This window comes from Stutzerimonas azotifigens (assembly GCF_013522725.1).
GTDB lineage: Bacteria > Pseudomonadota > Gammaproteobacteria > Pseudomonadales > Pseudomonadaceae > Stutzerimonas > Stutzerimonas azotifigens_A.
This window is the reverse complement of the sequence record NZ_JAAMRF010000001.1, coordinates 82,148-104,971: the sequence shown is the minus strand read 5'-3', so window position 1 is coordinate 104,971 and position 22,824 is coordinate 82,148. Positions and strand designations below refer to the sequence as shown.

General features: G+C 66.7%; 23 protein-coding genes. 12 read left to right on the top strand and 11 right to left on the bottom strand.

Translation table 11 applies throughout. The features are described 5' to 3' along the window. Nucleotides 1-62 precede the first annotated feature (62 nt). Both G7026_RS00485 and G7026_RS00480 read left to right on the top strand, forming a co-directional pair. Nucleotides 63-1,193 carry a methyltransferase gene (locus G7026_RS00485; protein ID WP_181068644.1) on the top strand — a complete coding sequence of 377 codons (1,131 nt, stop codon included), beginning with the start codon at nt 63-65 and terminating at the stop codon, nt 1,191-1,193. 130 nt (nt 1,194-1,323) lie between these two features. Next, nucleotides 1,324-2,568, top strand: coding sequence for an MFS transporter (locus G7026_RS00480; protein WP_181068643.1), 1,245 nt, complete (start codon nt 1,324-1,326; stop codon nt 2,566-2,568). A gap of 38 nt (nt 2,569-2,606) precedes the next feature. Here the strand turns inward: G7026_RS00480 and G7026_RS00475 are convergent, their stop codons facing one another. From G7026_RS00475 to G7026_RS00450, 6 genes are all read right to left on the bottom strand, one after another. Continuing rightward, nucleotides 2,607-4,811 (bottom strand): xanthine dehydrogenase family protein molybdopterin-binding subunit, encoded by a 2,205-nt coding sequence (locus G7026_RS00475; RefSeq protein WP_181068641.1) that lies wholly within the window; start codon nt 4,809-4,811, stop codon nt 2,607-2,609. Continuing rightward, on the bottom strand, nt 4,808-5,794 hold the full coding sequence (locus G7026_RS00470; RefSeq protein ID WP_181068640.1) for an FAD binding domain-containing protein: 987 nt from the start codon (nt 5,792-5,794) through the stop codon (nt 4,808-4,810). Before G7026_RS00470 ends, G7026_RS00475 begins: the two co-directional genes overlap by 4 nt. After that, entirely contained in the window at nt 5,791-6,330 is a 540-nt protein-coding gene (locus G7026_RS00465) for a (2Fe-2S)-binding protein (RefSeq protein WP_181068638.1), read from the bottom strand. Before G7026_RS00465 ends, G7026_RS00470 begins: the two co-directional genes overlap by 4 nt. Before the next feature lie 238 nt (nt 6,331-6,568). Then, nucleotides 6,569-7,165, bottom strand: coding sequence for a nucleotidyltransferase family protein (locus G7026_RS00460; protein WP_181068636.1), 597 nt, complete (start codon nt 7,163-7,165; stop codon nt 6,569-6,571). Then, nucleotides 7,165-8,151: an XdhC family protein gene (locus G7026_RS00455; protein ID WP_181068634.1), complete on the bottom strand. Its 987-nt coding sequence runs from the start codon at nt 8,149-8,151 to the stop codon at nt 7,165-7,167. Before G7026_RS00455 ends, G7026_RS00460 begins: the two co-directional genes overlap by 1 nt. Nucleotides 8,152-8,252: 101 nt before the next feature. Continuing rightward, complete coding sequence (locus G7026_RS00450) at nt 8,253-8,810, bottom strand: DJ-1 family glyoxalase III (protein WP_181068632.1); 558 nt, start codon at nt 8,808-8,810, stop codon at nt 8,253-8,255. Between the two features lie 162 nt (nt 8,811-8,972). Between G7026_RS00450 and G7026_RS00445 the strand changes: the two genes are divergently transcribed. Beyond that, complete coding sequence (locus G7026_RS00445) at nt 8,973-10,268, top strand: NCS2 family permease (RefSeq protein ID WP_181068630.1); 1,296 nt, start codon at nt 8,973-8,975, stop codon at nt 10,266-10,268. Nucleotides 10,269-10,331: 63 nt separating this feature from the next. Continuing rightward, the gene (trmA, locus tag G7026_RS00440; protein ID WP_181068629.1) at nt 10,332-11,426 is read left to right on the top strand and encodes a tRNA (uridine(54)-C5)-methyltransferase TrmA; all 1,095 of its coding nucleotides are present in this window, start codon (nt 10,332-10,334) and stop codon (nt 11,424-11,426) included. Between the two features lie 2 nt (nt 11,427-11,428). Here trmA and G7026_RS00435 read toward each other — a convergent pair whose 3' ends face one another. Then, on the bottom strand, nt 11,429-12,025 hold the full coding sequence (locus tag G7026_RS00435; RefSeq protein WP_181068628.1) for a DUF4345 domain-containing protein: 597 nt from the start codon (nt 12,023-12,025) through the stop codon (nt 11,429-11,431). Between the two features lie 219 nt (nt 12,026-12,244). Between G7026_RS00435 and G7026_RS00430 the strand changes: the two genes are divergently transcribed. Beyond that, nucleotides 12,245-12,691 (top strand): DUF411 domain-containing protein, encoded by a 447-nt coding sequence (locus G7026_RS00430; RefSeq protein ID WP_181068627.1) that lies wholly within the window; start codon nt 12,245-12,247, stop codon nt 12,689-12,691. A 142-nt stretch (nt 12,692-12,833) separates the two neighbouring features. Continuing rightward, the gene (gene ypfJ, locus G7026_RS00425) at nt 12,834-13,688 is read left to right on the top strand and encodes a KPN_02809 family neutral zinc metallopeptidase (RefSeq protein ID WP_181068626.1); all 855 of its coding nucleotides are present in this window, start codon (nt 12,834-12,836) and stop codon (nt 13,686-13,688) included. Between the two features lie 8 nt (nt 13,689-13,696). Here the strand turns inward: ypfJ and G7026_RS00420 are convergent, their stop codons facing one another. The 4 genes from G7026_RS00420 to G7026_RS00405 are packed head-to-tail and all read right to left on the bottom strand — an operon-like array spanning nt 13,697 to nt 17,327. Then, nucleotides 13,697-14,293 carry an HAD family hydrolase gene (locus G7026_RS00420; protein ID WP_181068625.1) on the bottom strand — a complete coding sequence of 199 codons (597 nt, stop codon included), beginning with the start codon at nt 14,291-14,293 and terminating at the stop codon, nt 13,697-13,699. Then, a complete protein-coding gene (gene tesB / locus G7026_RS00415; RefSeq protein ID WP_181068624.1) occupies nt 14,290-15,159 on the bottom strand; it encodes an acyl-CoA thioesterase II in 870 nt (289 codons plus the stop codon). The genes G7026_RS00420 and tesB overlap by 4 nt, the downstream gene beginning before the upstream one ends. Nucleotides 15,160-15,189: 30 nt before the next feature. Next, on the bottom strand, nt 15,190-16,773 hold the full coding sequence (locus G7026_RS00410; protein ID WP_181068623.1) for a SagB/ThcOx family dehydrogenase: 1,584 nt from the start codon (nt 16,771-16,773) through the stop codon (nt 15,190-15,192). Next, nucleotides 16,770-17,327, bottom strand: a complete 558-nt coding sequence (locus G7026_RS00405; RefSeq protein ID WP_181068622.1) for a GNAT family N-acetyltransferase — start codon at nt 17,325-17,327, stop codon at nt 16,770-16,772. The genes G7026_RS00410 and G7026_RS00405 overlap by 4 nt, the downstream gene beginning before the upstream one ends. 68 nt (nt 17,328-17,395) lie before the next feature. Between G7026_RS00405 and G7026_RS00400 the strand changes: the two genes are divergently transcribed. The 6 genes from G7026_RS00400 to G7026_RS00375 all read left to right on the top strand — a co-directional run bounded on the left by G7026_RS00400 (nt 17,396) and on the right by G7026_RS00375 (nt 22,821). Beyond that, nucleotides 17,396-18,316 carry a histone deacetylase family protein gene (locus G7026_RS00400; protein WP_181068621.1) on the top strand — a complete coding sequence of 307 codons (921 nt, stop codon included), beginning with the start codon at nt 17,396-17,398 and terminating at the stop codon, nt 18,314-18,316. Nucleotides 18,317-18,344: 28 nt separating this feature from the next. Continuing rightward, nucleotides 18,345-19,598 (top strand): TIGR03862 family flavoprotein, encoded by a 1,254-nt coding sequence (locus G7026_RS00395; protein ID WP_375138175.1) that lies wholly within the window; start codon nt 18,345-18,347, stop codon nt 19,596-19,598. Between the two features lie 131 nt (nt 19,599-19,729). Then, entirely contained in the window at nt 19,730-20,317 is a 588-nt protein-coding gene (locus G7026_RS00390; protein WP_181068619.1) for a TetR/AcrR family transcriptional regulator, read from the top strand. A 160-nt stretch (nt 20,318-20,477) separates the two neighbouring features. Then, nucleotides 20,478-21,113 carry a hypothetical protein gene (locus G7026_RS00385; RefSeq protein WP_219858252.1) on the top strand — a complete coding sequence of 212 codons (636 nt, stop codon included), beginning with the start codon at nt 20,478-20,480 and terminating at the stop codon, nt 21,111-21,113. 76 nt (nt 21,114-21,189) lie between these two features. Further along, a complete protein-coding gene (locus G7026_RS00380) occupies nt 21,190-22,041 on the top strand; it encodes a cytochrome b/b6 domain-containing protein (protein WP_181068618.1) in 852 nt (283 codons plus the stop codon). Nucleotides 22,042-22,044: 3 nt separating this feature from the next. Then, nucleotides 22,045-22,821, top strand: coding sequence for a molybdopterin-binding protein (locus G7026_RS00375; RefSeq protein WP_181068616.1), 777 nt, complete (start codon nt 22,045-22,047; stop codon nt 22,819-22,821). Nucleotides 22,822-22,824 lie beyond the last annotated feature (3 nt).

Sequence of the window (22,824 nt, the reverse complement as noted above, 5' to 3'; positions counted from 1 at the left end):
CGGCAGCTTGGCCTGCCGACCTTGATACTCCATTCCGACGCCGACAAACACCGCCAGTTCTTATGCCTATTCTCGACAGTCCCTTCGCGCGCCTCGACCTGATCCGCCAGCCGGAACAACCCAACGAGCCGTTGCAGGCGTTCGACGCCGCCGACGAGTACCTGCTGAGCCACCTCCATGAACAGGGGCTGCAAGCCGATTCGCGCGTGCTGATCCTCAACGACGCCTTCGGCGCGCTGGCCTGCTCGCTGGCCGGGCATGCCCAGGTGATCAGCAGCGGTGACTCGCATCTGGCGCACCTGGCGCTGCAAAAGAACCTGCAGCGCAACGAGCTGGCCGCTGACGGTCTCGTCTTCGTACCCGCCAGTGAGACCGCCCAGGGGCCGTTCGACTGGGTGCTGATCCGCGTACCCAAGACGCTGGCACTGCTCGAAGAGCAATTGATCCGCCTGCAGGGCCAGCTGGCGCCAGGCGCCCAGGTGATCGCCGCAGCCATGGTCAAGCACCTGCCGCGCGCCGCCGGCGATCTGCTGGAGCGTTACATCGGTCCGGTGCAGGCCTCGCTCGCGGTGAAGAAGGCGCGCCTGCTCTTCGCCAGCCCCGAGCAGAAGGCCTCGGTCGATTCGCCCTACCCCACCCGTTATCGCCTGGACGAGCCGCTGCTCACGCTGGTCAACCACGCCAACCTGTTCTGCCGAGAAAGCCTGGACATCGGTACCCGCGCCTTCCTGCCCCATCTGCCCCGAGCGCTGGGCGATCTGCGCGTCGCGGACCTGGGCTGCGGCAACGGCGTGCTCGGCATCATCTACGCGCTGCACAACCCGCAGGCGAGCCTCACCCTGGTGGACGAAAGCTACATGGCGGTGCAGTCGGCGCGGGAAAACTGGCAGGCGGCACTGGGCGATCGCCCGGCTGACATCCGTGCCGGGGATGGCCTGGCCGAGCAGCCTCCCGCGTCGCTGGACCTGGTGCTGTGCAACCCGCCGTTCCATCAACAGCAGGTGGTCGGCGATTTCCTCGCCTGGCGCATGTTCACCCAGGCCAAGGCCGCACTCGCCAAAGGCGGCGAATTGTGGATCGTCGGCAATCGCCACCTGGGCTACCACCTTAAGCTCAAGCGGCTGTTCGGCAAGGTCGAGCAAGTGGCAGCGACGCCCAAGTTCGTGATCCTCAGGGCGATCAAGGATCGCTGAGGCGCCGCCAGGCCCCCGCGGTCCCTCCGAGCAAAGCGTGCGAACAGCGAACGAACGGTTCACCACGCGGTGCGCCTGGGTCGCTGCCGCATGCTAATGTGCGGCCCCCGTTTCCCCGCTGCGCTCGCACATGTCTACCCACGCCAAGCTGTTGCTGCGTCACCAGGTCCCCTTCATCAAGTTCTGGTTCGCCCGGGTCTGTACCGCCAGTGGCTTCCAGATGCTCGCCGTCGCCATCGGCTGGCACATGTACGAGCTCACCGGCAACGTGCTGGATCTGGGCCTGGTGGGCCTGGCCGAGTTCTTTCCCCGCGCCCTGTTCATCCTCTGGACCGGGCATGTCGCCGACCGCTTCGATCGACGCCGGGTCGCCGCCCTGTGCCAGGGCCTGCAAGGACTGATCGCCCTGTCGCTGGTGCTCGGCGCTTGGGGGCTCGGGATCACGCGGGAAATGATCTTCGTCCTCGCCTTCCTGCTCGGCAGTGCCCGGGCGTTCGAGATGCCGGCCACCCAGGCGCTGCTGCCGAGCCTGGTGCCGACGCCGCTGTTCCCGGCGGCGGTCGCGGCGTCCTCCTCGGCGATGCAGGCGGCAACCATCGTCGCGCCGGCCACCGGCGGGCTGCTCTTCGCCCTGGGCCCGATCTGGGTCTACGCACCGGTCGCCGCGCTGTTCGCCATCGCCGTGAGTCTCATGCTGAGCCTGCCCAAGCGCCCGGCACCGCCCCGCCAGACGGGACCGGCCATGGACAACCTGCTAGCGGGGATGCGTTTCATCCGCAGCCGCCCGGACATCTTCGGCGCGATCTCCCTGGACATGTTCGCGGTATTGCTCGGTGGCGCCACGGCGCTGCTGCCGGTGTTCGCCAAGGACATTCTGCTCACCGGACCCTGGGGTCTGGGCCTGCTGCGCTCGGCGCCAGCCGTGGGTGCGCTGCTGATGTCGTTCTGGCTGGCGCGCTATCCGATCAATCGCCAAGTGGGCCGGGTGATGTTCGCCGCGGTGGGCATTTTCGGCCTGGCGACCATCGCCTTCGGCCTGTCCACCTCGTTCTGGCTGTCGATGGGCGTGCTGGTGGTACTGGGCGCGGCGGACATGGTCAGCATGGTGATCCGCGGCGCCTTCGTGCAGCTGGAAACCCCGGACGAAATGCGCGGCCGCGTCAGCGCGGTGAACGGCCTGTTCATCGGTGCCTCGAACCAGCTTGGGGAATTCGAGTCCGGCCTGACCGCCCACTGGTTCGGCACCGTGCCGGCCGTAGTGATCGGTGGCGTCGGAACGCTATTGATCGCAGGGACCTGGATGAAGCTGTTCCCCACCCTGACCAACCGCGACCGGCTCTACAAGGAGCCGGAAACGGGCGACAAGGCAGGCTAGCTGTCCGCGCCGCCACGGCTTGCGGCGCGGATGAGGCGCTAGAGCAGCTTGTCGAGGGTGATGGGCAAATCCCGGATGCGCTTGCCGGTGGCGTGGTAGATGGCATTGGCCACCGCCGCGGCAACGCCGACGATGCCGATCTCGCCGACACCCTTGGAGCCGAGCGCGTTGACGATCTCGTCCTTTTCCTCGACGAAGATCACGTCGATCTCGCCGATGTCGGCGTTGACCGGGATGTGGTACTCGGACAGGTTGTGGTTCATGTAGCGGCCCAGCGTGTGGTCGATCTGGGTTTCCTCCTGCAGCGCCTGGCCCACGCCCCACACCACGCCGCCCATGATCTGGTTGGCCGCCGTCTTGGGATTGACCACCCGGCCCGCCGCCACGGCGCTGACCACACGGCTGACTTTCACCGTGCCCAGCGACTCGTCCACCCGCACTTCGACGAAGACCGCCGAATGGGTGGCACTGGCGTAGTTCTCGCGCTGCTTGCCCGGTTCGGCCTTGACCTCGACCTCCAGCACGCCGCTGACCGCGACGATCTGGGTGAGCTCGACCGCCGTATCGGGTCGATCCTTCAGCTGCATCCGGCCACCGTCGAACACGACCCCATCGAGGGTCACCCCCGTGAACGGCGATACCGGAGATTGCTGCGCCGCGTCCAGGATCTTCTGCTGCAGCGCCTGACAGGCCTGCTGGACCGCGCTGCCGACCGAGGACACGGTGAACGAGCCCCCTTCGAGCGGGGCCTGGGAGAGGTTCGAGTCGCCCAGGCGAAACTCCACCTGCTCCATCGGCAGGCCCATGGTGTCCGCCGCGATCTGCGTCATCACCGTGTAGGTGCCGGTACCGATGTCCGAGGTGGCGCTGCTGACCACCAGCCGACCGTCAGGCTCCAGGCAGGCCTTGGCGCTGGCCGGCATCTGCATCGCCTCCCAAACACCGGTGGCCATCCCCCAGCCGATCAACTGGTGGCCGTCGCGCATGCTGCGCGGCTCCATCGAGCGCCGCGACCAGCCGAAACGCTCGGCGCCCTGCTCGTAGCACTGGCGCAGCTCTTTGCTCGAATAGGGTTTGTCTTCGTTGCCGTTGTGGGCCGTGAAATTCCTCATTCGCAGCGCAACGGGATCGATCGCCGCCGCGTAGGCCAGCTCGTCCATCGCGCATTCAAGCGCGTAGACGCCAATGGTCGCGCCCGGCGCACGCATGTCCAGCGGCGTATAGACGTCCAGGGCCACCAGTTGGTAATCGAGCTTGACGTTAGGGCACTCGTAAAGCATCCCCGACCACTCCACCTCGTGCTCGGTGAAGTCCTCAAAGCGCGAGGTCTGCCCGATAGCCTGGTGGCTGATCGCCTCGAGCTGGCCGTTGGGCGCGGCTCCGATGGCGATTCGCTGCACGGTGCGCGGACGGTAGCCGAAGGTGAACATCTGCTGGCGCTTGAGGGTGACGCGCACCGAACGCTTGAGCTTGAGCGCCGCCATCACCGCCAGCGGCAGCTGGTATTGCGGACGCAGGCCGGAACCGAAAGCGCCGCCGACGAAGGGTGAGAGGATGCGAATCTGCCCCTCCATGCCGAACACGCCTTCGAGATAGCGCATGCAGTTCTGCACGCCCTGGGTCTTGTCGTAGATCTCGAGCTTGCCGTCGGGCAGGTAATGCACCGTGGATGCATGGGGCTCCATCGGGTTGTGGTGCTCGACCGGTGTGCTGTATTCCAGATCGAGCCTGAGCATCGCGCCGCGCAGCACGCCGTCGACGTCGCCACGCGGTGACGGCAGCTCGGCTGGCGCCTTGTGCATCGTCTCGAGCTCGCTCAGCAGGTCGGTGTGGTGCGGCTCGGCCGCGTATTCGACGCGCACCAGGCTACCGGCATGGCGCGCCAACTCCAGGTTCTCGGCCACCACCAGGGCGATGGGCTGGCCGCTGTAGAGGATGCGGTCGTTGAACAGCGGGCGGAACGGCGACCCGTCGGCGGCATCGTCGTCCTCGTAGGGCTCGTCGTAGCTGGCGATCGGCGGGCGATTCTGATGGGTGAGCACCAGCACCACGCCGGGCACCGCCTCGGCGGCGCTGGCGTCGATGCTGACGATCCGCCCACGGGCGATGCTGCTGTTGACGACGCTGCCATAGAGCAGCCCGGGCACGTGAAATTCGCCGGCATAGTGGGCCTGCCCGGTGACCTTCAGCGGCCCGTCGACACGCGCCAGGGGTTTTCCGAACGGTGAGGTCGAGCTGTTCATCGGCTGGCTCCTTTGGCGGCTTCGCCCAGGGCGCGGGCGATGGAACGGCGCGCCAGGTCGATCTTGAATGCGTTGTGCTCGAAGCCGGACGCACCGGCGAGCAAAAGACTGGCGGCTTCATCGAAGGCCGCCTCGTTCGCAACCTTGCCGACCAACACCGTCTCGGCTTCTGGCTTGCGCCACGGCTTGTGCGCCACTCCACCCAGGGCGAGACGTGCCGACACGATGCGATCGCCGTCCAGCTCCAGCGCGGCGGCCACCGAGACCAACGCGAAGGCATAACTGGCGCGGTCGCGCACCTTCAGGTACGCGCTGTTGCTGGCGAACCCTTGCGCGGGCAGCTCGATCGCGGTGATCAACTCACCGTCGGCCAAGGTGTTGTCACGCTCCGGTGCGTCGCCCGGCAGGCGATGGAAATCGGCGAAGGCGATGCGGCGCTCGCCACCGGTACCCTGCACGATCACCTGCGCCTCCAGCGCCGCCAGCGCCACGCACATGTCGGAGGGATGCACGGCGATGCAGCTGTCGCTGTGGCCGAGGATCGCGTGGATGCGGTTGAGCCCGTCGCGCGCGGAACAGCCCGAGCCCGGCTCGCGTTTGTTGCACGGCGTGGTGCTGTCGTAGAAGTAGTAGCAGCGAGTGCGCTGCAACAGGTTGCCGCCGGTGGTGGCCATGTTGCGCAACTGCGGCGAGGCGCCGGCCAGGATCGCCTGGGACAGCAACGGATAGCGCGCCTCCACTAGCGGATTCCAGGCCAGATCCGCGTTGCTCACCAGCGCGCCGATGCGCAGCCCGCCGTCGGCGGTTTCTTCGATGTCGTGCAGCGGCAGCCGGGTAATGTCGATCAGCTGGGTCGGACGGGTGACGTTCTCCTTCATCAGGTCCAGCAGGTTGGTTCCGCCGGCGATGTAGCGGCTGTCCGGGCGGAACAACCCGATGGCCTCGTCGACGGCGGCCGGCCGTGCGTAGCTGAAGGGATTCATGGTTTCACCTGCTGCACGGCCGACAGACGTTCGCGCGTCTCGGAGGCGGCGTCTTCGATGGCCGCGAGAATGTTGGGATAAGCGCCGCAGCGGCAGAGGTTGCCGCTCATCTGCTCACGGATATCGTCGCGGCCGTTGGCGCGGCCCTCGGCAATCATGCCCACCGCCGAGCAGATCTGCCCGGGCGTGCAATAGCCGCACTGGAAGGCATCGTGCTCGACGAAGGCGGCTTGCATCGGGTGGAGTTCGTCCCCCTCGGCCAAGCCCTCGATGGTCGTCAGGCTGGCGCCGTCATGCATGATGGCCAGGGTCAGGCAGGAATTGATTCGCTTGCCGTTGAGCAGCACGGTACAGGCGCCGCACTGACCGTGGTCGCAGCCCTTCTTGGTACCGGTGAGCTGCAGTTGCTCGCGCAGCAGGTCGAGCAGCGTGGTCCAGGGATACACCTCGAGTTGCCGGGTGCGGCCATTGAGTTCAAGGGAAATCGGGCAGGCGGCAACGGGGGTCGCCCCCTCGCGGGTGGGGGTTGCGCTCATGGGTGCCTCACGGTCGGTTGTCGCGCCGCTACGTCTGGCGCGTAGGTTGCGCAGTGGTTGCGTCTAGGTTTTACGACCGGGGCCGCGGCGTGATCGTTCAGCCATTCGTCGAGGCTGAAAAGATCGCTGCCGATAACGACCGAATCACGGGCATTGCCTGACCGAAGGCCTTAGCGGCGCATGACGTGAGAAGGCGTCCTCGACCGACGACCGGCCGTTGCGCAGGTCGATCCCGCGCTCAAAGGCGATCGGCAGGCGTGTCGATATCGAGGGCGATGCCGGCGTCCTCGACAAGCAGCTCGGCCACTTGGGCGCTGGCGAACAGCGCTTGCGCGCCGCGGTCGCCGTCGAGCTGCCGCAAGACGTCGAAATAGGCAGCGCCGATGGCTCGCGGGTGCCCACGGCGGTTCGCATGGGTCGGCACCAGGAGCGTCTCGGGGCGCAGAGCGGCCGCCAATTGCTCGAGGGTCTTGCGCTGTACGTAAGGCATGTCAGCCAGCCCCACCAGCCAGCCCGCGTGTACCGGAATGCGCTCCACCGCCTGAGCCAGGCTGTGGCCCAGGCCGTCGGTATTGACGACCAGCCATTCGATCCCGAGCTCCGCGGCGTGTCGCTCGACCAGCTCCAGACGCTCCGGGTTACCGGCCGGCAGCACCACCACACACCGCTCGCACACGCCGGCGAATAACTGCATGGATGCCAGCAGCACCACCGGCGATGCGGGGTCGTCACGCCGGCTCGATACGAGCAGCTTGTCTTCGCCCCCCTGCTGTCGATAGCGCCGTCCCTCGCCTGCGGCGAGAAGGATACTGGCCCGCGCCACGCCAGTCGGCATCAGGCGCAGCGCCGAGCAGCGGTTTGAGGCCCGCTTCGGGGGTTGAGCAGGGCGTTCTTCTCGGCGACCACCTCGGCCATCATCGACAAGGCGATCTCCGCCGGGGTGCGGCTGCCGATTGGCAATCCGATCGGGCCATGCAGCCGCTCCACGTCCCGCGCGTTCAGGCCGAGGGAAAGCAGGCGCTGCTGACGCTTGTCGCTGTTTGCCCGGGAGCCCAGCGCGCCGACATAGAAGGCTGGCGATCTGAGCGCCGTAAGCAGCGCCATGTCGTCCAGGCGCGGATCGTGGGTGAGTGCGACGATGGCGGTATGCGCGTCGGGCTCGATGGCCAGCACCGCGTCATCCGGCATGCCAGGCACGAAGCGCACACCTTCCACTGGCCAATCCTGGCTGTAGGCTTCGCGGGGATCGCAAATCAGCACTTCGAACCCGAGGCCGCGCGCCAGCTCCGCCGCGTAGCGCGACAGTTGGCCGGCGCCGATCATCAGGATTCGCCAGCCCGGCCCGAAGGGTGCGCTGAGCGTGGCGCCGTCAAAGGCGAAGCATTCGTCCCGCGCGGCCGACCGCAGGCTGACCGCGCCGCTGATCAGGTCGAGCTCGCGGACGACCCGCTGATGGCTGGCGCAGCGCTCGAGCAACTCGTCTATCCACTGCGCCGTGCTCAACGGCTCTTGCACCAGGCGCAGGGTCCCACCGCAAGGGAGGCCGAAACGGGCCGACTCTTCCTTGCTCACGCCGTAGGTGATCAGCCCGCAGACGGGACCGTCGGTTCGGCTCAGCGGCAACCGCGCCAGCAAATCGTCCTCGATGCAGCCGCCGGAGACCGAGCCCTCAATGCGCCCGTCGCCGCGCAGGGCGAGCAGCGAACCCACCGGGCGGGGCGCGCTGCCCCAGGTTTCGACGACCGTGTAGAGAGCCACCTCGTGCCCCTCGCGCATCCAGTCGCGAGCGCGTCGCAGTACTGCCAGATCTACGCTATCCACCAATCAACACCGTCTCGCTTCGCCATTGCCGGATGGCACTGGTCTGTTTTAGAGACTGGTGCGCGCAAGGACAAGTTCGCCCTGGCGTGACCGGCGAAACCTCAGACCGAAGCACCCAGCCCCTCGGCAACGGAGCGCCGCATCGCTCGCCCGGCGAGGCGCTCGACCAGCTCCAGCGCAAACCCCAGGGCGCTGCCGGGCCCCTGGGCGGTAACGCAGTTACCGTCGACCACGACCGGCTGCTCGACGAAGGTGGCGCTGCCGAGGTGATCGCTGAATGCCGGATCGCAGGTCACCCGCCGCATGCGCAGCACGCCATAGGCATGCAGGGCCAGCGCCGGCGCCGCGCCTGTTCCAGCGAAGAACTCTCCAGCCGCCGCCTGTCGGCCGACCCGCTCGGCCAGCGGTTGATGCGCACCGAGCCGCTCGGCACCTTGAGCGCCACCGGGCAGCACCACGAGGTCGAACGGCTGCGCCAGCACATCGAGCAGCATCACGTCGGCGGTGATCCGCATTCCCCGTTCGCAGGTAAGCATCCGGCGCGCCTCGATGCTGGCCAGCAGGACGTCGAACCCAGCGCGCCGCAGCACATCGAGCAGGGTTGCGATATCCAGGTCTGCACTGCCGTCAGCCACCGGGATCAGCACGCGAGTCGTCATGCAGGCTCCTGCTCAATGGAAATTCAACCGCACGGTCGCTCGGTGTAAGATGCCGGCCTTTTTCGCCCACCGCTTTGCAAGCGCCCGACGATCGGCTTTGCTTTAGCAGGCTCAGGCCACGGCGCGCATATGCGCCCCCGACCGGCAACAAGAGGATTCACCATGCTCGAAAAGCTGTTTCGACTCAAGGCGCACAACACCACCGTGCGCACCGAGGTTATCGCCGGCCTGACCACGTTCCTGACCATGGCGTACATCCTCTTCGTCAACCCGAGCATGCTGGCCGAAACCGGCATGGATCATGGCGCGGTGTTCGTCGCCACTTGCCTGGCCGCGGCGCTCGGCTCGGCGATCATGGGCCTGGTGGCCAACTACCCGATCGCCCTGGCGCCGGGCATGGGGCTCAACGCCTTCTTCACCTATACCGTGGTCATGACCATGGGCTACGCCTGGCAGACCGCGCTCGGCGCGGTGTTCCTGTCGGGCGCGATCTTTTTCATGCTGTCGATCTTCAAGATCCGCGAATGGATCATCCACAGCATCCCGCTGGCGCTGCGCTCGGGCATCGCGGCGGGCATCGGCCTGTTTCTGGCGATCATCGCACTGAAGAACGCCGGCATCGTCGTCGACAACCCGGCCACCCTGGTGGGCCTTGGCGACATGACCGCAGGCGGGCCGCTGCTCGCCTGCCTGGGCTTCGTGCTGATCGTCGCCCTCGCCTACCGCCGTGTGACCGGCGCGGTGATGATCGGCATCCTCGCGGTCACTCTGCTGTCGATCCTGTTCGGCCTGTCGCAGCTCAACGGCGTGGTCTCGATGCCGCCGTCGCTCGCCCCCACCTTCCTCGAGCTGGACCTGATGGGCGCGCTGGACATCGGCCTGCTCAGCGTCATCTTCGCGTTCCTCTTCGTCGACCTGTTCGACACCTCGGGCACCCTGGTCGGCGTCGCGCAGAAGGCCGACCTGCTGGACAAGGACGGCAAGATGCCGCGCCTGGGCCGCGCGCTATTGGCCGACAGCACCGCCACCATGGCCGGCGCCGCCCTCGGCACCAGCACCACCACCAGCTACATCGAATCGGCCGCCGGCATCAGCGCCGGCGGGCGCACCGGGTTGACCGCTTGCGTGGTCGCCGCACTGTTCCTGCTCAGCCTGTTCTTCGCGCCGCTGGCCGGTGCGGTGCCGGCTTATGCCACCGCGCCGGCGCTTCTGTTCGTCGCCGTGCTGATGACCGGCAGCCTGGCGCAGATCGACTGGGACGACCTCACCGTCGCCGCACCGGTGGTCATCGCCGCGCTGGCCATGCCGCTGACCTTCTCGATCGCCAACGGCATCGCCTTCGGCTTCATCGCCTGGACCGCCATCAAGTTGCTCGCCGGGCGCTGGCGTGACCTCAACCCGGCCCTGGTGATTCTGTCGATCCTGTTCGTCATCAAGCTCGGCTTCTTCGCTGCCTGAGTCGACGCCCTTTGACCGCCCCGGCGAGCCTTCTGGCTCGCCGACGCTGATTCGCGAGTACCCATGAGCGCTCCCCAGTTCGACCCCGCCACCTACGATGCCCAACTCGCCGAAAAGGCCGAGCGCCTTGAGGCGCTGCTGACGCCCTTCGAGGCGCCCGCGCCGCAGGTTTTCGATTCGCCGCGCGAGCATTACCGCCTGCGCGCCGAATTCCGTCTCTGGCGCGAGACCGGCAGCGAGCGGCGCGACTACGCGATGTTCGAACAGGGCGAGAAGCACACGCCAATCCTGATCGAGCGCTTCCCCATCGCCAGCACGCGGATCAACGAGCTGATGCCGCGCCTGAAGGCCGGCTGGCAAAGCAGCCCGGCGCTGTCGTTCAAGCTGTTCCAGGTGGAATTCCTGACCACGCTTTCGGGCGACGCGCTGATCACCCTCGCCTACCACCGGCCGCTGGACGCCGCCTGGCAGGAGGCCGCCGACGCCCTGGCGGGCGAGCTGGGTGTGAGCATCGTCGGGCGCTCGCGCGGCAAGCGCATCGTCATTGGCCGCGATTATGTCGAGGAAGACCTGCAGGTCGCCGGCCGCCGGTTCCGCTATCGCCAGCCCGAGGGCGCGTTCACCCAGCCCAACGGCGAGGTGAACCAGAAGATGCTCGGCTGGGCCTTTGAGGCGCTGGGGCAACGCGAAGACGATCTGCTGGAGCTTTACTGCGGCAACGGCAACTTCACCCTGCCGCTGGCGACCCGGGTGCGCAAGGTGCTCGCCACGGAGATCAGCAAGTCATCGGTGAACGCCGCGCTGGCCAACCTGGCCGATAACGGCATCGACAACGTCAGCCTGGTGCGCCTGTCGGCCGAAGAGCTGACCCAGGCGCTGAATGAGGTGCGGCCGTTCCGCCGCCTGGCCGAGATCGACCTCAAGGGTTACGACTTCGGCAGCGTGTTCGTCGACCCGCCGCGCGCCGGCATGGACCCGGACACCTGCGAGCTGACCCGCCGCTTCGAGCGTATTCTCTACATCTCCTGCAATCCGGAAACCCTGGCGCAGAACATCGCCCAGCTGCACGACACCCATCGCGTCGAGCGTTGCGCCCTGTTCGACCAGTTTCCCTACACCCATCACATGGAAGCCGGCGTTCTGCTGACGCGCCGCTGAGCTCAACGCTCTCCGGCAGTAGGCGGGTTCGGCGCGGCTTCCGCCGAATCGACCCTCAGCGGCGCCGGATCACCTACCCGAAACGGCTGTGGTTCGGCCGGTATCGCCGCCCCTTCGCCAAACATCTGGCCTTCGCCGACCCGGAAGGGTGCCGGCTCACTGGGAAAGCGATGACGACGAGGCGCCGGGACGGCGGCGTCTGTCTCCGGCTCGGCCGCCGGGCGCAGGGTAAGCAGCGCCGCGCCCGCCAGTGCCGCAGCCAGCAGGCGATAGACCAGCGACACCAGATCGAAGCCGATGAGGCTGCCACCGTCGAGCCACAAAGAAGCCAGCCGAGCACCGGCGAGCGTCAGCAGGGTGATGACCAGCATCACCAGCGCGGCACGCGCGTAGTCCGGGGCGCGCACCGCCCACAGCAGGAACAGCGCCAGGCCCAATTGCAAGCCGCCGTAGTAGACGCGCATGTGGCTGACCGATGCGCTCTCCATCAACAGCATGCCGTTGAGATTGGCCATTTCGTAGGGGCGAACCCAGTAAGCCAGGCTCAGGGCGACCATGACCACAGCCTGGGCGACCAAAACGATCCGGGCGAAACGCATCGATGCTCTCCTGCTGGCCCGAAGCGAAACAAAGGAGTCCCCGGGCGATCTGTAAAAGACCTCCGCCGCTCCGATTTGTTCGCTGCGTCACATCTCAGCCACAGGCGAAAGCCCGGGTGCGACCGGTCGTCACGGTGACGTATCTGGAGACGCCCCCGGCTTGGGCAGGCGCATATCCAGCGTTATGCTGACCCTATTTTCTGCCGTCTGGTGACCTTCATGCGCCGCTCGCTCCTGCTCGCTACCCTTTCCACCGTTCTGTTCGGCAGCCTCGCCCATGCCGCCGAACCGCTGGCCATCGACGTCTACCGCGATCCGAACTGCGGCTGCTGCACCGCCTGGATCAAGCATCTGGAAGAAAACGGCTTTGCTGTGACCGACCACGTCGAAACGGACATGACCGGCGTGAAGAGCCGCCTCGGCGTGCCACATCGACTGGGCTCGTGCCATACCGGCGTCATCGACGGCAAGTTCGTCGAAGGCCATGTTCCGGCAGCCGACATCCTCAAACTGCGTGCCCAGCCGGACTTGCTCGGCGCGGCGGTCCCGGGCATGCCGATGGGCTCGCCCGGCATGGAAATGGGCGATCGCCATGACGCCTACCAGGTCATCGGCCTGGATCGGCAAGGCCAGGAATCGGTCATCGCCGACTATCCGGCGCACTGACTGCGATACGCTCCCCCAAAAAGGCCGCTTCTGCGGCCTTTTTCATCTGCACACCTCCGGAACTTGCCTGCCCGCGCCGGATTCTGAATGAGCAGGCCTGCCGCATCTCCCTTCGCAGGCATTTCAGTTCAGAGGACACGGCATGCGCTGGAATCGGGGACGACGCAGCGACAACGTGGTGGACGCGCGCGGCCGCGGCGGCATGGTCGGCGGGCTGGGGATCGGCGGCATCGTCGTGGTGGTCGTGCTGAGCCTGGTCATGGGCGAAGACCCGCTGACCGTGCTCGACCAGCTCGGCGGCGGACAGGCCACCGGCGTCGACTCGCGCAGCGCCGTGCCGGCCGGCAGCGAAGACCCGCAGGTCGACTTCGTCCGTGCAGTGCTTGGCGACACCGAAGACACCTGGCGCGAGCTGTTCCAGGGCGCCGGGCGACAATACCAGGACCCGAAGCTGGTGCTCTTCCGTGGCGGCGTCCAGTCGGCCTGCGGCTTCGCCAACTCGGCGGTCGGCCCCTTCTATTGCCCCGGCGACCAACAGGTGTACCTGGACCTGCAATTCTTCGAGGAAATGGCCAGGCGCTTCTCCGCCGCCGGCGATTTCGCCCAGGCCTACGTGATCGCCCATGAGGTCGGCCACCATGTGCAGACCCTGCTCGGCGTCTCCCAGCAGATGCAGGCCGCACGCCAGCGCGGCGCCAGGATGGAGGGCGACAACGGCCTGCTGGTGCGCCAGGAACTGCAAGCCGACTGCCTGGCCGGCGTCTGGGCCTACCACGCCCAACAGCGCCACGACTGGCTCGAAGAGGGCGACCTGGAAGAAGCGCTCAACGCCGCCAGCGCCATCGGCGACGACCGCCTGCAGCAGCAATCCCAGGGCCGCGTGGTGCCCGATGCTTTCACTCACGGCACCTCGGCGCAGCGCGTTCGCTGGTTCAAGACCGGTTTCGAGGGCGGCCACGTCAACCGCTGCGACACCTTCAACGCCCAGCGACTGTAACGGCGTCGCTAGCCGCCCGCGAGGTGACGCTGCAGTGCGGCGCAGTCGGGCATGTGTAGATCGGCCAGCTCCGGCCAAGGATTCTCCGGCGTGTTGACCAGCACGCCTCGCGCACCGGCGGCGCGGGCGCATTCGAGGTCGAAGCGGTAGTCACCGACCATCACCAGCTCGCCGGGCCGCACGCCCCAGCGCCCCGCCAACAGCACCAGCCCGCCCGGATCGGGCTTGGGCGGCGCCTCGTCGCGGCCGAGGATGTCCTCGGCGTCGAAACAGTCACCCATGCCCACCGCCTCCAGCGTCACCTGGGCGAGCTCCTGCGCATTGCGGGTCAGCACGCCCAGACGGCAGCCGCGATCGCGCAGCGCGTGCAGCAGCTCGCGCGCGCCGACCGCGGGCCTGGCCGCGTAGGCCAGCTCGCGCTCGTGTTCGAGCAGCCAGGCGTGCTTGGCGGCGGCCTCGTCGGCCGGCAGCGCCGCCAGGTGATGGAGGATGTCGTCGCTCTCCGGGATATCCAGCGCCCGGCGAATGGCCTGGAAGTCGTGCACCGCGATGGTCAGGGTGCCGTCCATATCGAACACCCAGTGACGCGCCTCGGCGAACGTCATGCCCAGTCGTCGCGTTTACGCATCAGCCCTTCCTGGGCTACCGAGGCCACCAGCTGTCCGGCCTGGTTGAAGATGCTGCCGCGGGCGAAACCGCGCCCGTTGCCGGCCCAGGGCGAATCCATGCTGTAGAGCAGCCATTCATCCATGCGCACCTCGCGGTGGAACCAGATCGCGTGATCCAGGCTGGCTAGCTGCATCGAGCGCTGCCAGACGCTGACCCCGTGGGGCAGCATGGCGGTGCCGATGAAGCCGAAATCCGAAGCGTAGGCCAGCAGGTATTTATGCAGGGCCGGGTCGTCCGGCAGCATGCCGTCGGCCCGGAACCAGGCGTGCCGGATGGGCTCCATCGGCTTGGGATCGACCGGATTCTGGAAGGTCACCGGGCGGATCTCGACCGGCTTGGGCAGCAGGATCTTGTCGCGCATCGACTCGGGCAGCAGGTGCGACAGCTGGCCGGCAAGCTCCAGTTCGCTGGGCAGGTTTTCCGGCCCCACCACGTCGGGCATTTGCAGCTGGTGCTCGAAGCCTTCCTCGAAGGTCTGGAACGAGGCGCTGCAAGTGAAGATGGTCTTGCCCTTCTGCACCGCGGTCACCCGACGGGTGCTAAAGCTGCCGCCGTCGCGTACCCGGTCCACCAGGTAGACGACCGGCAGGCCCGCGTCGCCGGGGCGCAGGAAGTAGCCGTGCAGCGAATGCACCTGGCGTTCAGGCTCGAGCGTCTGGCTGGCCGCCGACAGCGCCTGGCCGAGCACCTGCCCGCCGAACAGCTGGCGAAAGCCCAGGTCCTGGCTATTGCCGCGAAACAGGTTCTCTTCGATCGGTTCCAGCGTCAGCAGGTCGACCAGGGCCTGGAGTATCTGGCTCATTCATCATTCCTTGTTCATCGAATTGCGACGTTACGGCGCTGGCCGTCGCGTCTGCGCATAGGCGGGTTGCGATGATAACCGCTCGTCCCACACCGCGCGGCCCAGAGTGAAATGGTAGAGGCTTTGCCAACGGCTGTCGGCAAGCCCGAGCAACTCGTGCACCAGCGGATCGAAATAGCAGCCAATGCCGGTACCCGAGAGCCCCGCGGCCTCGGCTTCCAGGTAGAGCAGCTGGCCGATCTGCCCACATTCCCAGTAGAGCCGAGGATAGCGCCAGTCACCCTCCCGCAACGCCTCGTCGAAGCGCGCCAGCATCGCCACGGCCAGGCAGCCGTCGCTGGCGATCTCCTGCCCGCACGAGAGCAGCCCGGCCAACTGCTGGGCATTGCCTTCTTCGAGCAGATAGAGCGGCAGCGCCTCGTCCATGCGCCGCCAGGCAAAATCCCGCAGCCCGCTAACCGGACTGCCGTCACCGCTGCGGGCCAGCCAGTAGAGCCCTGGTGTCAGGCCTTGCACCCGATGGACGAATAGCAAAAGATCGACCTGCGCCGACTCGCCGCTGACCGCGAACGGCACCGGCGAGTGGACTGGCATCAGACGCGAGAGCCAGGCCCGCAGCAGCTCGGCGGTGATGCCGGCGCGACCGTCCATGGCTTGCGCGCTGCGCCGTCGGTGCAGCAGCGGACGCAAGACGAGCTCCGGATTGGCGGGTTCGCTCGCCCCAGGCGCAGCGCTCCAGTCACGGGCAGGCAGTTCCGGCGCGCGACATTGGCGCTGTACCTCGGCCAGCGCCGGCCAGTCGCGATAGCGGGCCGACAGCCGATTCGGCTGACCCTGGTGCGAGGCGTTGGCCAGGGCGTCGAGCAGGGACTCATCCAGCCTCGGCTCGCTCGTTCGGGGCGACCCTATCCAGAGCAGCGCATCGGCATGTTCGGCTTCGGCAAAACCCTCTCCACTCAGGCCCATCAGCCGGTCCAGCTCAGGCTCGGCCAGCTGACGCATCAATCGCACCTGCCAACCCAGCGCGCTGGCCGCGATGGAAAAACAGGCCAGGGCGTGGCCGAGGTCGTGCTGGCAGTAGCGATAGGCACGCTCGCCATACTTCCAGGCTTCGCGCCAGGGGATGCTGCTCAGCGCAACCAGCACGCCGTCGCCGGGCAGGGTTTGCATGGACGCCGAATCGAGTTCGGCGCGCACCTCGGCGGCGTGCAGGTCGGGCCGGTAGTGCAACAGCAGACCTTCTTCCTGCAGCACGCCCGGTGGCGCCACCAGGTAGGCTTCGGTCGGATGCAGATTGCCGCTCGAAGGATTGACCCGCAGCGCCCAGCGGCTACCGCCCGATTCTTTCCAAGCCGATAGCCCCAGGCTGTCGTAGAGAAGTTGGGAAAGGCTCGCCAGGCTCAGCGGCACGGGCTCGCCGACGGGACCGGCGAACACCTCGTCGTAGCCGGGCGATTCCTCCAGCGGGCGATGCCAGAGTTCGATCAGCCGCGCGCCGCGATACTGACGAAACGGCGCCGGCTGGGTCGCCCAGTCGAGCGCTCCCGGGCCCGGCGCGAAGCCGTCCGGGCGGTGCATGCTCAGTTGATGGTAGGCCCGCACCCGCTCGCTCATGGTGTCCAGACTCCGCGACGCGCCCGATAGAGCACGTGTGGCCGTAGCCGGTGACCTTCGGGCAAGTCTGGATGGTCGAAATCGTCGCGCGGATCGTGGGTCATCCCGACGGCCTCCATCACATGCCGCGAAGGCTCGTTGATCACCGCGGTGTAAGCGATCACCTCCTCGATACCGAGGCGGTCGAACGCGCAGGCCAGCGATGCCTGGGCGGCCTCGTGGGCGAAACCTTCACCCCATTGGTCGGGAGCCAGGCGCCAGCCAATCTCGATTGCCGGCGTGAAATGGGCATCGAAGCCGGTCCAGCCAATGCCGGTAAAGCCGATGAAGCGGCCGTTGTCCTTGCGCTCCAGCGCCCACAAGCCGAAGCCGTGCTCGGCGAAGTGCGCGCGGCAGCGCTGAATGATCGCCGCGCTTTCTTCACGGGTGATCGGCGACGGGAAGTAGCGCATCACCTCGGGGTCGGCGCTCATTTCGGCGAGGGGGTCGAGGTCCTCGTCACGCCAGGTGCGCAGCCAAAGCCGCGGGGTTTCCAATTCGAGGGGTTCGCTCATCAGCTCTCCTTGAGGGGCTCGCCGGGCCAGCCGCATACTGCAGGCCAATCCCGTCGAGCAGGTTTTTCATGCCGCTACCGCTGGTCTTTCACGACGACTACAGCCCGCCGCTGCCACCCGGGCATCGCTTCCCGATGGAGAAATTCCGGCTGCTGCGCGACCATCTGGTAGCCAGCGGTTTGACCACGGACCAGGCGCTGTTGCGCCCCGAGTTGTGCCCGACCGAGCTGCTCACCCTCGCCCACGACACCGGCTACGTCGAGCGCTATTGCACCGGCGCCATGAGCCGAGAGGAGCTGCGCCGGCTAGGGCTGCCCTGGAGCGAGGCTCTGGCGCAACGCACCGTGCGGGCGGTCGGCGGCTCGCTGCTGGCCGCCGACCGGGCACTGGAACACGGGCTGGCCTGCCATCTGGCAGGCGGCACGCACCATGCGCATCGCGACCACGCTTCGGGGTTCTGCATCTTCAATGATCTGGCCATCATTGCCCTGTCGCTGCTCAAAAGCGGGCGAGTCGGGCGTGTGCTGATCTTCGACTGCGACGTGCACCAGGGCGACGGCACTGCACGCATCCTGGAGCACGTGCCCGACGCGGTGACCGTCTCGCTGCACTGCGAAAAGAACTTCCCCGCCCGCAAGGCGCGCAGTGACTGGGATATCGGTCTGGCGCCGGGCCTGGGCGACGCCGAGTACCTCGCCGTGGTCGACCAGACGCTCAATTATCTGCTGCCGCTCTATCAACCGGACCTTGTGCTCTATGACGCTGGCGTGGATGTGCACCGTGACGATGCCCTGGGCCTGCTCGACCTCACCGATGCTGGCCTCAGAGCCCGCGACAGCGCGGTGATCGAACATTGCCTGGGGCGCGACATCCCGGTGGTCGGCCTGATCGGCGGCGGCTACGACAAGGACCGCGCCGCCGTCGCACGCCGCCATGCCTCCCTGCATTTCAGCGCGGCCGAAGCCTGGATGCGGCACGGCCTGCGTTAGGCTGCCGGCCACGCGGCCAACCGCTACAATGCCCGCCCCGCAACCGACGGTCCGCACCATGTCCCCTGCCCCTTTTCGCATCGCCATCATCGGCGGCGGCCCCGCCGGGCTGATGGCCGCCGAGGTGCTAAGCCAGGCCGGCGCGGCGGTCGACCTCTACGACGCCATGCCCTCGGTGGGCCGCAAGTTCCTGCTGGCCGGCGTTGGCGGCATGAACATCACCCATTCCGAAGCTTTCGAGCCCTTCGTCGGGCGCTACCGCGAGCGGGCAGGCGAGCTGCGTCCATTGCTCGAGGCATTCGACCCCGAGGCGCTGCGCGCGTGGATTCACGGGCTCGGCATCGACACCTTCGTCGGCAGCTCCGGGCGCGTCTTCCCCGCCGACATGAAGGCCGCGCCGCTGCTGCGGGCCTGGCTCAAGCGGCTGCGCGAAGCGGGCGTCCAGCTGCACACCCGCCACCGCTGGCTCGGCTGGACCGGTACCGGCGCCTTGCGCCTGCAGACGCCAGCCGGCGAGATCGAACGCGATGCCGATGCCACACTGCTCGCCCTGGGCGGCGGCAGCTGGGCACGCCTCGGCTCGGACGGCGCCTGGGTGCCGCTGCTCGAAGCACGCGGCATTGCCGTCGCCAGGTTGCAGCCGGCCAATTGCGGCTTCGAGGTCGACGCCTGGAGCGATCATCTGCGCGAGAAATTCGCCGGTGCGCCGCTCAAGACCGTCTCACTCGTGCTGCCCGGCCAGCCACCCCGTCGCGGCGAATTCGTACTCACCGCCACCGGCATCGAGGGCAGCCTGGTCTATGCGCTGTCGGCCGGGATACGCGATGCGATCAACCGCGACGGCCAGGCCATCGTCGAACTCGACCTCCTCCCCGACCGCTCCCAGGCACAGATCGCCACCGCGTTGGCCAAGCCCCGCGGCTCGCAATCGATGGCCAAGCACCTGCACCGCCAGCTGCGCTTGGAAGGTGCCAAAGCGGCCCTGCTGCGCGAACTGACCGACCCGGCCTGCTTCGCCGATCCGCAAGCGCTGGCCAAGGCGATCAAGGCGCTGCCGATCCGCCTGCGTCGCCCGCGCCCGCTGGATGAAGCCATCAGCAGCGCTGGCGGTGTGCCCTTCGAAGCCTTCGATTCGAACCTGATGCTGCGCCAGCTGCCCGGCGTGTTCTGCGCCGGCGAGATGCTCGACTGGGAAGCCCCCACCGGCGGCTACCTGCTCACCGCCTGCTTCGCCAGCGGACGGGCATCGGCAGAGGGCATCCTGCGCTGGCTGAACGGCTAGCGGAGTGCGATGAATGCTGGCCGAGTTCCGCATCTGCACGAGTGGCTCGCGTTGTTTCAAGAAGCAGGACGGCAAAACTCCATCGCACGCTGACCTTGACGATCATCCTACTAGAAGGTAGGTTGCCCGCCATGACCAAATTGACGAACACCTCCGACCAGATTCTCCATTGCGCGCGATCCCTGATCATCGCAGGGGGATACAACGGCTTCAGCTACGCCGATATTGCGGAAGTTGTGGGCATTCGCAAGGCCAGCATTCATCACCATTTCCCGAGCAAGGTCGATCTGGTCAGAACCCTTCTGGTGACGTATCGCGAAGAAGCCGAGGCGGGAATCGCCGAGCTGCAACGCCACCACCCGGCCCCGGTGGATCAACTGCGGGCCTACACCGGGTACTGGGCGGCTTGCATCGGCGACCCGACAAACGCCTTTTGCGTGTGCGCGTTGCTTGCGACGCAAATACCCGTGTTGCCGCCAGAAATCGTGTCGGAGGTGCGGGCTCACTTTCGCACGCTCTCCACATGGCTCACGGCGGTCTTGGAGCATGGCGCAAGGCAGGGCAGCCTAGCCCTCTCGGGTACCACTCAATCCGAGGCTGAAGGCTTCATGGCGGCCGTGCATGGCGCCATGCTGTCGGCACGGGCCTACGGAGACGCGGATGTCTTCAGGGTCATCACCGAACCATTGATCGACAGGCTCGTTGCCGTACATCCGTGAACGGGTCGGCTCGCCAGTTCGCTTGCCCAGGCAACCTACCGTCTAGTAGGTAGTTTAGTTCACGAGATTTGATTGGCGTCTGCGAAGACATGCGCGCCGCAGACGTAAGTTTCAACATGCGCAGGCAGGCTACCTACTAGTAGGTTTGGAGAAGACTCAAATGATTCCGAAATCAATGCAGGTGTTATTCACGGCCACGGTCGTCGGGTTGTCGCTCTCGATGGGTACGGGTTCGACTGCCTTCGCGCAAAGCGCCAAGGCGGAGCCTGTTCGGGTCCGCGGCGCCTTGGTCAGCCTCAATGACCAGGCACTGAGCGTCAGGACGCGGGAGGGTCAGACCGTCAATGTCGCCCTTGCGCAGGGATGGACGCTTTCGGGTGTCGCCCGGGCGGACATCGCCGATATCAAGCCCGGCGACTATGTCGGCATTGCATCGCTTCCCACCGAGAACGGCGAAGACGGCGCGCTTGAAGTAATGATCTTTCCGCCGGAATTGAAGGGGGCCGGTGAGGGCAGCTTCGGATGGGATCTGAAACCCAAGAGCACCATGACCAACGCCACGGTGGCCGACGCCGTAAAGGCGGTGGACGGCCGCACCGTGACGGTGTCCTACCACGGAAAGGAGAAGAAGATTGCCATCCCGGAAGGTACGCCCGTGGTGACGCTCGCACCGGCCACGCAGGCCGATCTGAAGCCCGGTGCGACCGTCTTCATTCCGGCCGAGAAAGGCCCGGACGGGGTAGTCACTACGCAGCGGGTCGTCGTCGGCACCCATGGCGTCGTGCCCCCGATGTGAGTCGGCAGCGGCCTGGTTCGCCAGGCCGCACTGCGGTCACCTTGCCACCCAGTCCAGCCAATCTCAGGAACGACCGATGAATCAGGAGCCATCACATGCCCGGACTTCGTCACGCAGCCAATCGATTTTCATCCGCCGCCATTCAGCCGTTACGCGTCTGACGCACTGGGTCAACCTGTTGTGTCTCGTCGTCCTGCTCTCCAGCGGGCTACAGATTTTCAATGCCTATCCGCGACTTCACTGGGGGCAGTACGGCGCCGATGCCGACCCTGCCCTGCTCGAGATCGGCGCCCATGACCGTAACGGGGCGGCGCAGGGCTTCGTCTCGGTCGGCGGAGTCTTGGTGCCGACCACGGGATTTCTGGGACTGTCGACGACGGGGGGCGAATCGATGCCACGGGCATTTCCGGCCTGGCTCACACTGCCGTCCTATCAGGATCTGGCTGCTGGTCGTCGCTGGCACTTTTTCTTCGCCTGGGTCTTCGTCATCAACGGCCTGGTTTATCTGGGGCACGGTTTTGCGAGCGGTCATTTCCGCCGTGATCTGGCCCCTGGTCGGCGACAGCTCACGGGGTCTCACCTCTGGCGCGAACTCATCGATCATGCTCGCTTGCGCTTCCCGAGCGGCGATGCGGCCCGCCAATACAACACGTTGCAGAAACTGACCTACCTTGGCGTGATCGCAGGGCTGCTACCTCTGATGGCGCTGACGGGTTTAACCCTATCGCCGGGCATGAACGCAGCGTTCCCCGTCTTCCTCGATTTCTTCGGGGGGCGGCAGTCTGCGCGTACGCTCCACTTCGTCTGCGCGTCGCTGCTGGTTCTGTTCGTCATCGTTCATGTGGCCATGGTCATACTGTCGGGGGCCTGGAACAATTTGCGCGCGATGGTCACCGGCCGCTATGCGATCGCGCAGGGAAGGAGCTGACGCATGAGCCTCTTTCTGACCCGCCGCGACTTTCTCATCAGGGCCTCGCTCGGTGCCGGGGGCCTTGCGCTAGGTGGCTGCGACGTCCTGGAGCAGCGCGCCGATGTGAACGCTGTGCTGCGCTCGGCCGAAGCGCTCACGATGAAAACGCAGCGCCTCCTGCTGGCGCAACGGCCCTCGGCCCGCGAGTTTTCGTCGGCTGACATCTCGCCGACGTTCCGCGTCAACGGCACACAGATGCCCGACAGTCAGGCCTATGCTGCGCTACTCGGCGGCGGCTTTGCCGACTGGCGGCTGAAGGTCGGAGGGCTCGTGGACCGTGAGCTGGCGTTGTCGCTGGCAGAGCTCAAGCAGCTTCCGTCACGCACCCAGATTACCCGTCACGATTGCGTCGAAGGTTGGAGCGCAATCGCCCAGTGGACAGGCGTTCCCCTCGGCCTCGTACTGCGCATGGCGGGATTGAAGCCTGGCGCCCGCTACGTCGTCTTTTATTGCGCCGATGAGCTGGAAAAGACGCTCGACGGCAGTGGCCGCTACTACGAAAGCATCGACCTGATCGATGCGTTTCATCCGCAGACGATTCTCGCGTACGGCATGAACAACACGGACCTCACTGTGGGGCACGGTGCGCCGTTGCGGCTGCGGGTGGAGCGCCAGCTTGGCTACAAGCAGGCCAAATATTTGATGCAGATCGACGTCGTGGACAGCTTCAGCGCCCTGTGGGGCGGCAGAGGCGGTTTCTGGGAAGACCGTGGATACGAATGGTACGCCGGAATCTAGCGG

Bases quoted from the DNA above. Each gene is read 5' to 3' on its own strand.
- G7026_RS00420 (WP_181068625.1), bottom strand. From the start codon at position 14,293: ATGACGTTCGCCGAGGCGCGTCACTGGGTGTTCGATATGGACGGCACC.
- ypfJ (WP_181068626.1), top strand. From the start codon at position 12,834: ATGCGCTGGAATCGGGGACGACGCAGCGACAACGTGGTGGACGCGCGC.
- G7026_RS00410 (WP_181068623.1), bottom strand. From the start codon at position 16,773: ATGAGCGAGCGGGTGCGGGCCTACCATCAACTGAGCATGCACCGCCCG.
- G7026_RS00475 (WP_181068641.1), bottom strand. From the start codon at position 4,811: ATGAACAGCTCGACCTCACCGTTCGGAAAACCCCTGGCGCGTGTCGAC.
- G7026_RS00380 (WP_181068618.1), top strand. From the start codon at position 21,190: ATGAATCAGGAGCCATCACATGCCCGGACTTCGTCACGCAGCCAATCG.
- G7026_RS00430 (WP_181068627.1), top strand. From the start codon at position 12,245: ATGCGCCGCTCGCTCCTGCTCGCTACCCTTTCCACCGTTCTGTTCGGC.
- G7026_RS00395 (WP_375138175.1), top strand. From the start codon at position 18,345: ATGCCCGCCCCGCAACCGACGGTCCGCACCATGTCCCCTGCCCCTTTT.
- G7026_RS00405 (WP_181068622.1), bottom strand. From the start codon at position 17,327: ATGAGCGAACCCCTCGAATTGGAAACCCCGCGGCTTTGGCTGCGCACC.
- G7026_RS00385 (WP_219858252.1), top strand. From the start codon at position 20,478: ATGATTCCGAAATCAATGCAGGTGTTATTCACGGCCACGGTCGTCGGG.
- tesB (WP_181068624.1), bottom strand. From the start codon at position 15,159: ATGAGCCAGATACTCCAGGCCCTGGTCGACCTGCTGACGCTGGAACCG.
- G7026_RS00465 (WP_181068638.1), bottom strand. From the start codon at position 6,330: ATGAGCGCAACCCCCACCCGCGAGGGGGCGACCCCCGTTGCCGCCTGC.
- G7026_RS00400 (WP_181068621.1), top strand. From the start codon at position 17,396: ATGCCGCTACCGCTGGTCTTTCACGACGACTACAGCCCGCCGCTGCCA.
- G7026_RS00435 (WP_181068628.1), bottom strand. From the start codon at position 12,025: ATGCGTTTCGCCCGGATCGTTTTGGTCGCCCAGGCTGTGGTCATGGTC.
- G7026_RS00480 (WP_181068643.1), top strand. From the start codon at position 1,324: ATGTCTACCCACGCCAAGCTGTTGCTGCGTCACCAGGTCCCCTTCATC.
- G7026_RS00460 (WP_181068636.1), bottom strand. From the start codon at position 7,165: ATGCCGACTGGCGTGGCGCGGGCCAGTATCCTTCTCGCCGCAGGCGAG.
- trmA (WP_181068629.1), top strand. From the start codon at position 10,332: ATGAGCGCTCCCCAGTTCGACCCCGCCACCTACGATGCCCAACTCGCC.
- G7026_RS00445 (WP_181068630.1), top strand. From the start codon at position 8,973: ATGCTCGAAAAGCTGTTTCGACTCAAGGCGCACAACACCACCGTGCGC.
- G7026_RS00390 (WP_181068619.1), top strand. From the start codon at position 19,730: ATGACCAAATTGACGAACACCTCCGACCAGATTCTCCATTGCGCGCGA.
- G7026_RS00485 (WP_181068644.1), top strand. From the start codon at position 63: ATGCCTATTCTCGACAGTCCCTTCGCGCGCCTCGACCTGATCCGCCAG.
- G7026_RS00450 (WP_181068632.1), bottom strand. From the start codon at position 8,810: ATGACGACTCGCGTGCTGATCCCGGTGGCTGACGGCAGTGCAGACCTG.
- G7026_RS00470 (WP_181068640.1), bottom strand. From the start codon at position 5,794: ATGAATCCCTTCAGCTACGCACGGCCGGCCGCCGTCGACGAGGCCATC.
- G7026_RS00375 (WP_181068616.1), top strand. From the start codon at position 22,045: ATGAGCCTCTTTCTGACCCGCCGCGACTTTCTCATCAGGGCCTCGCTC.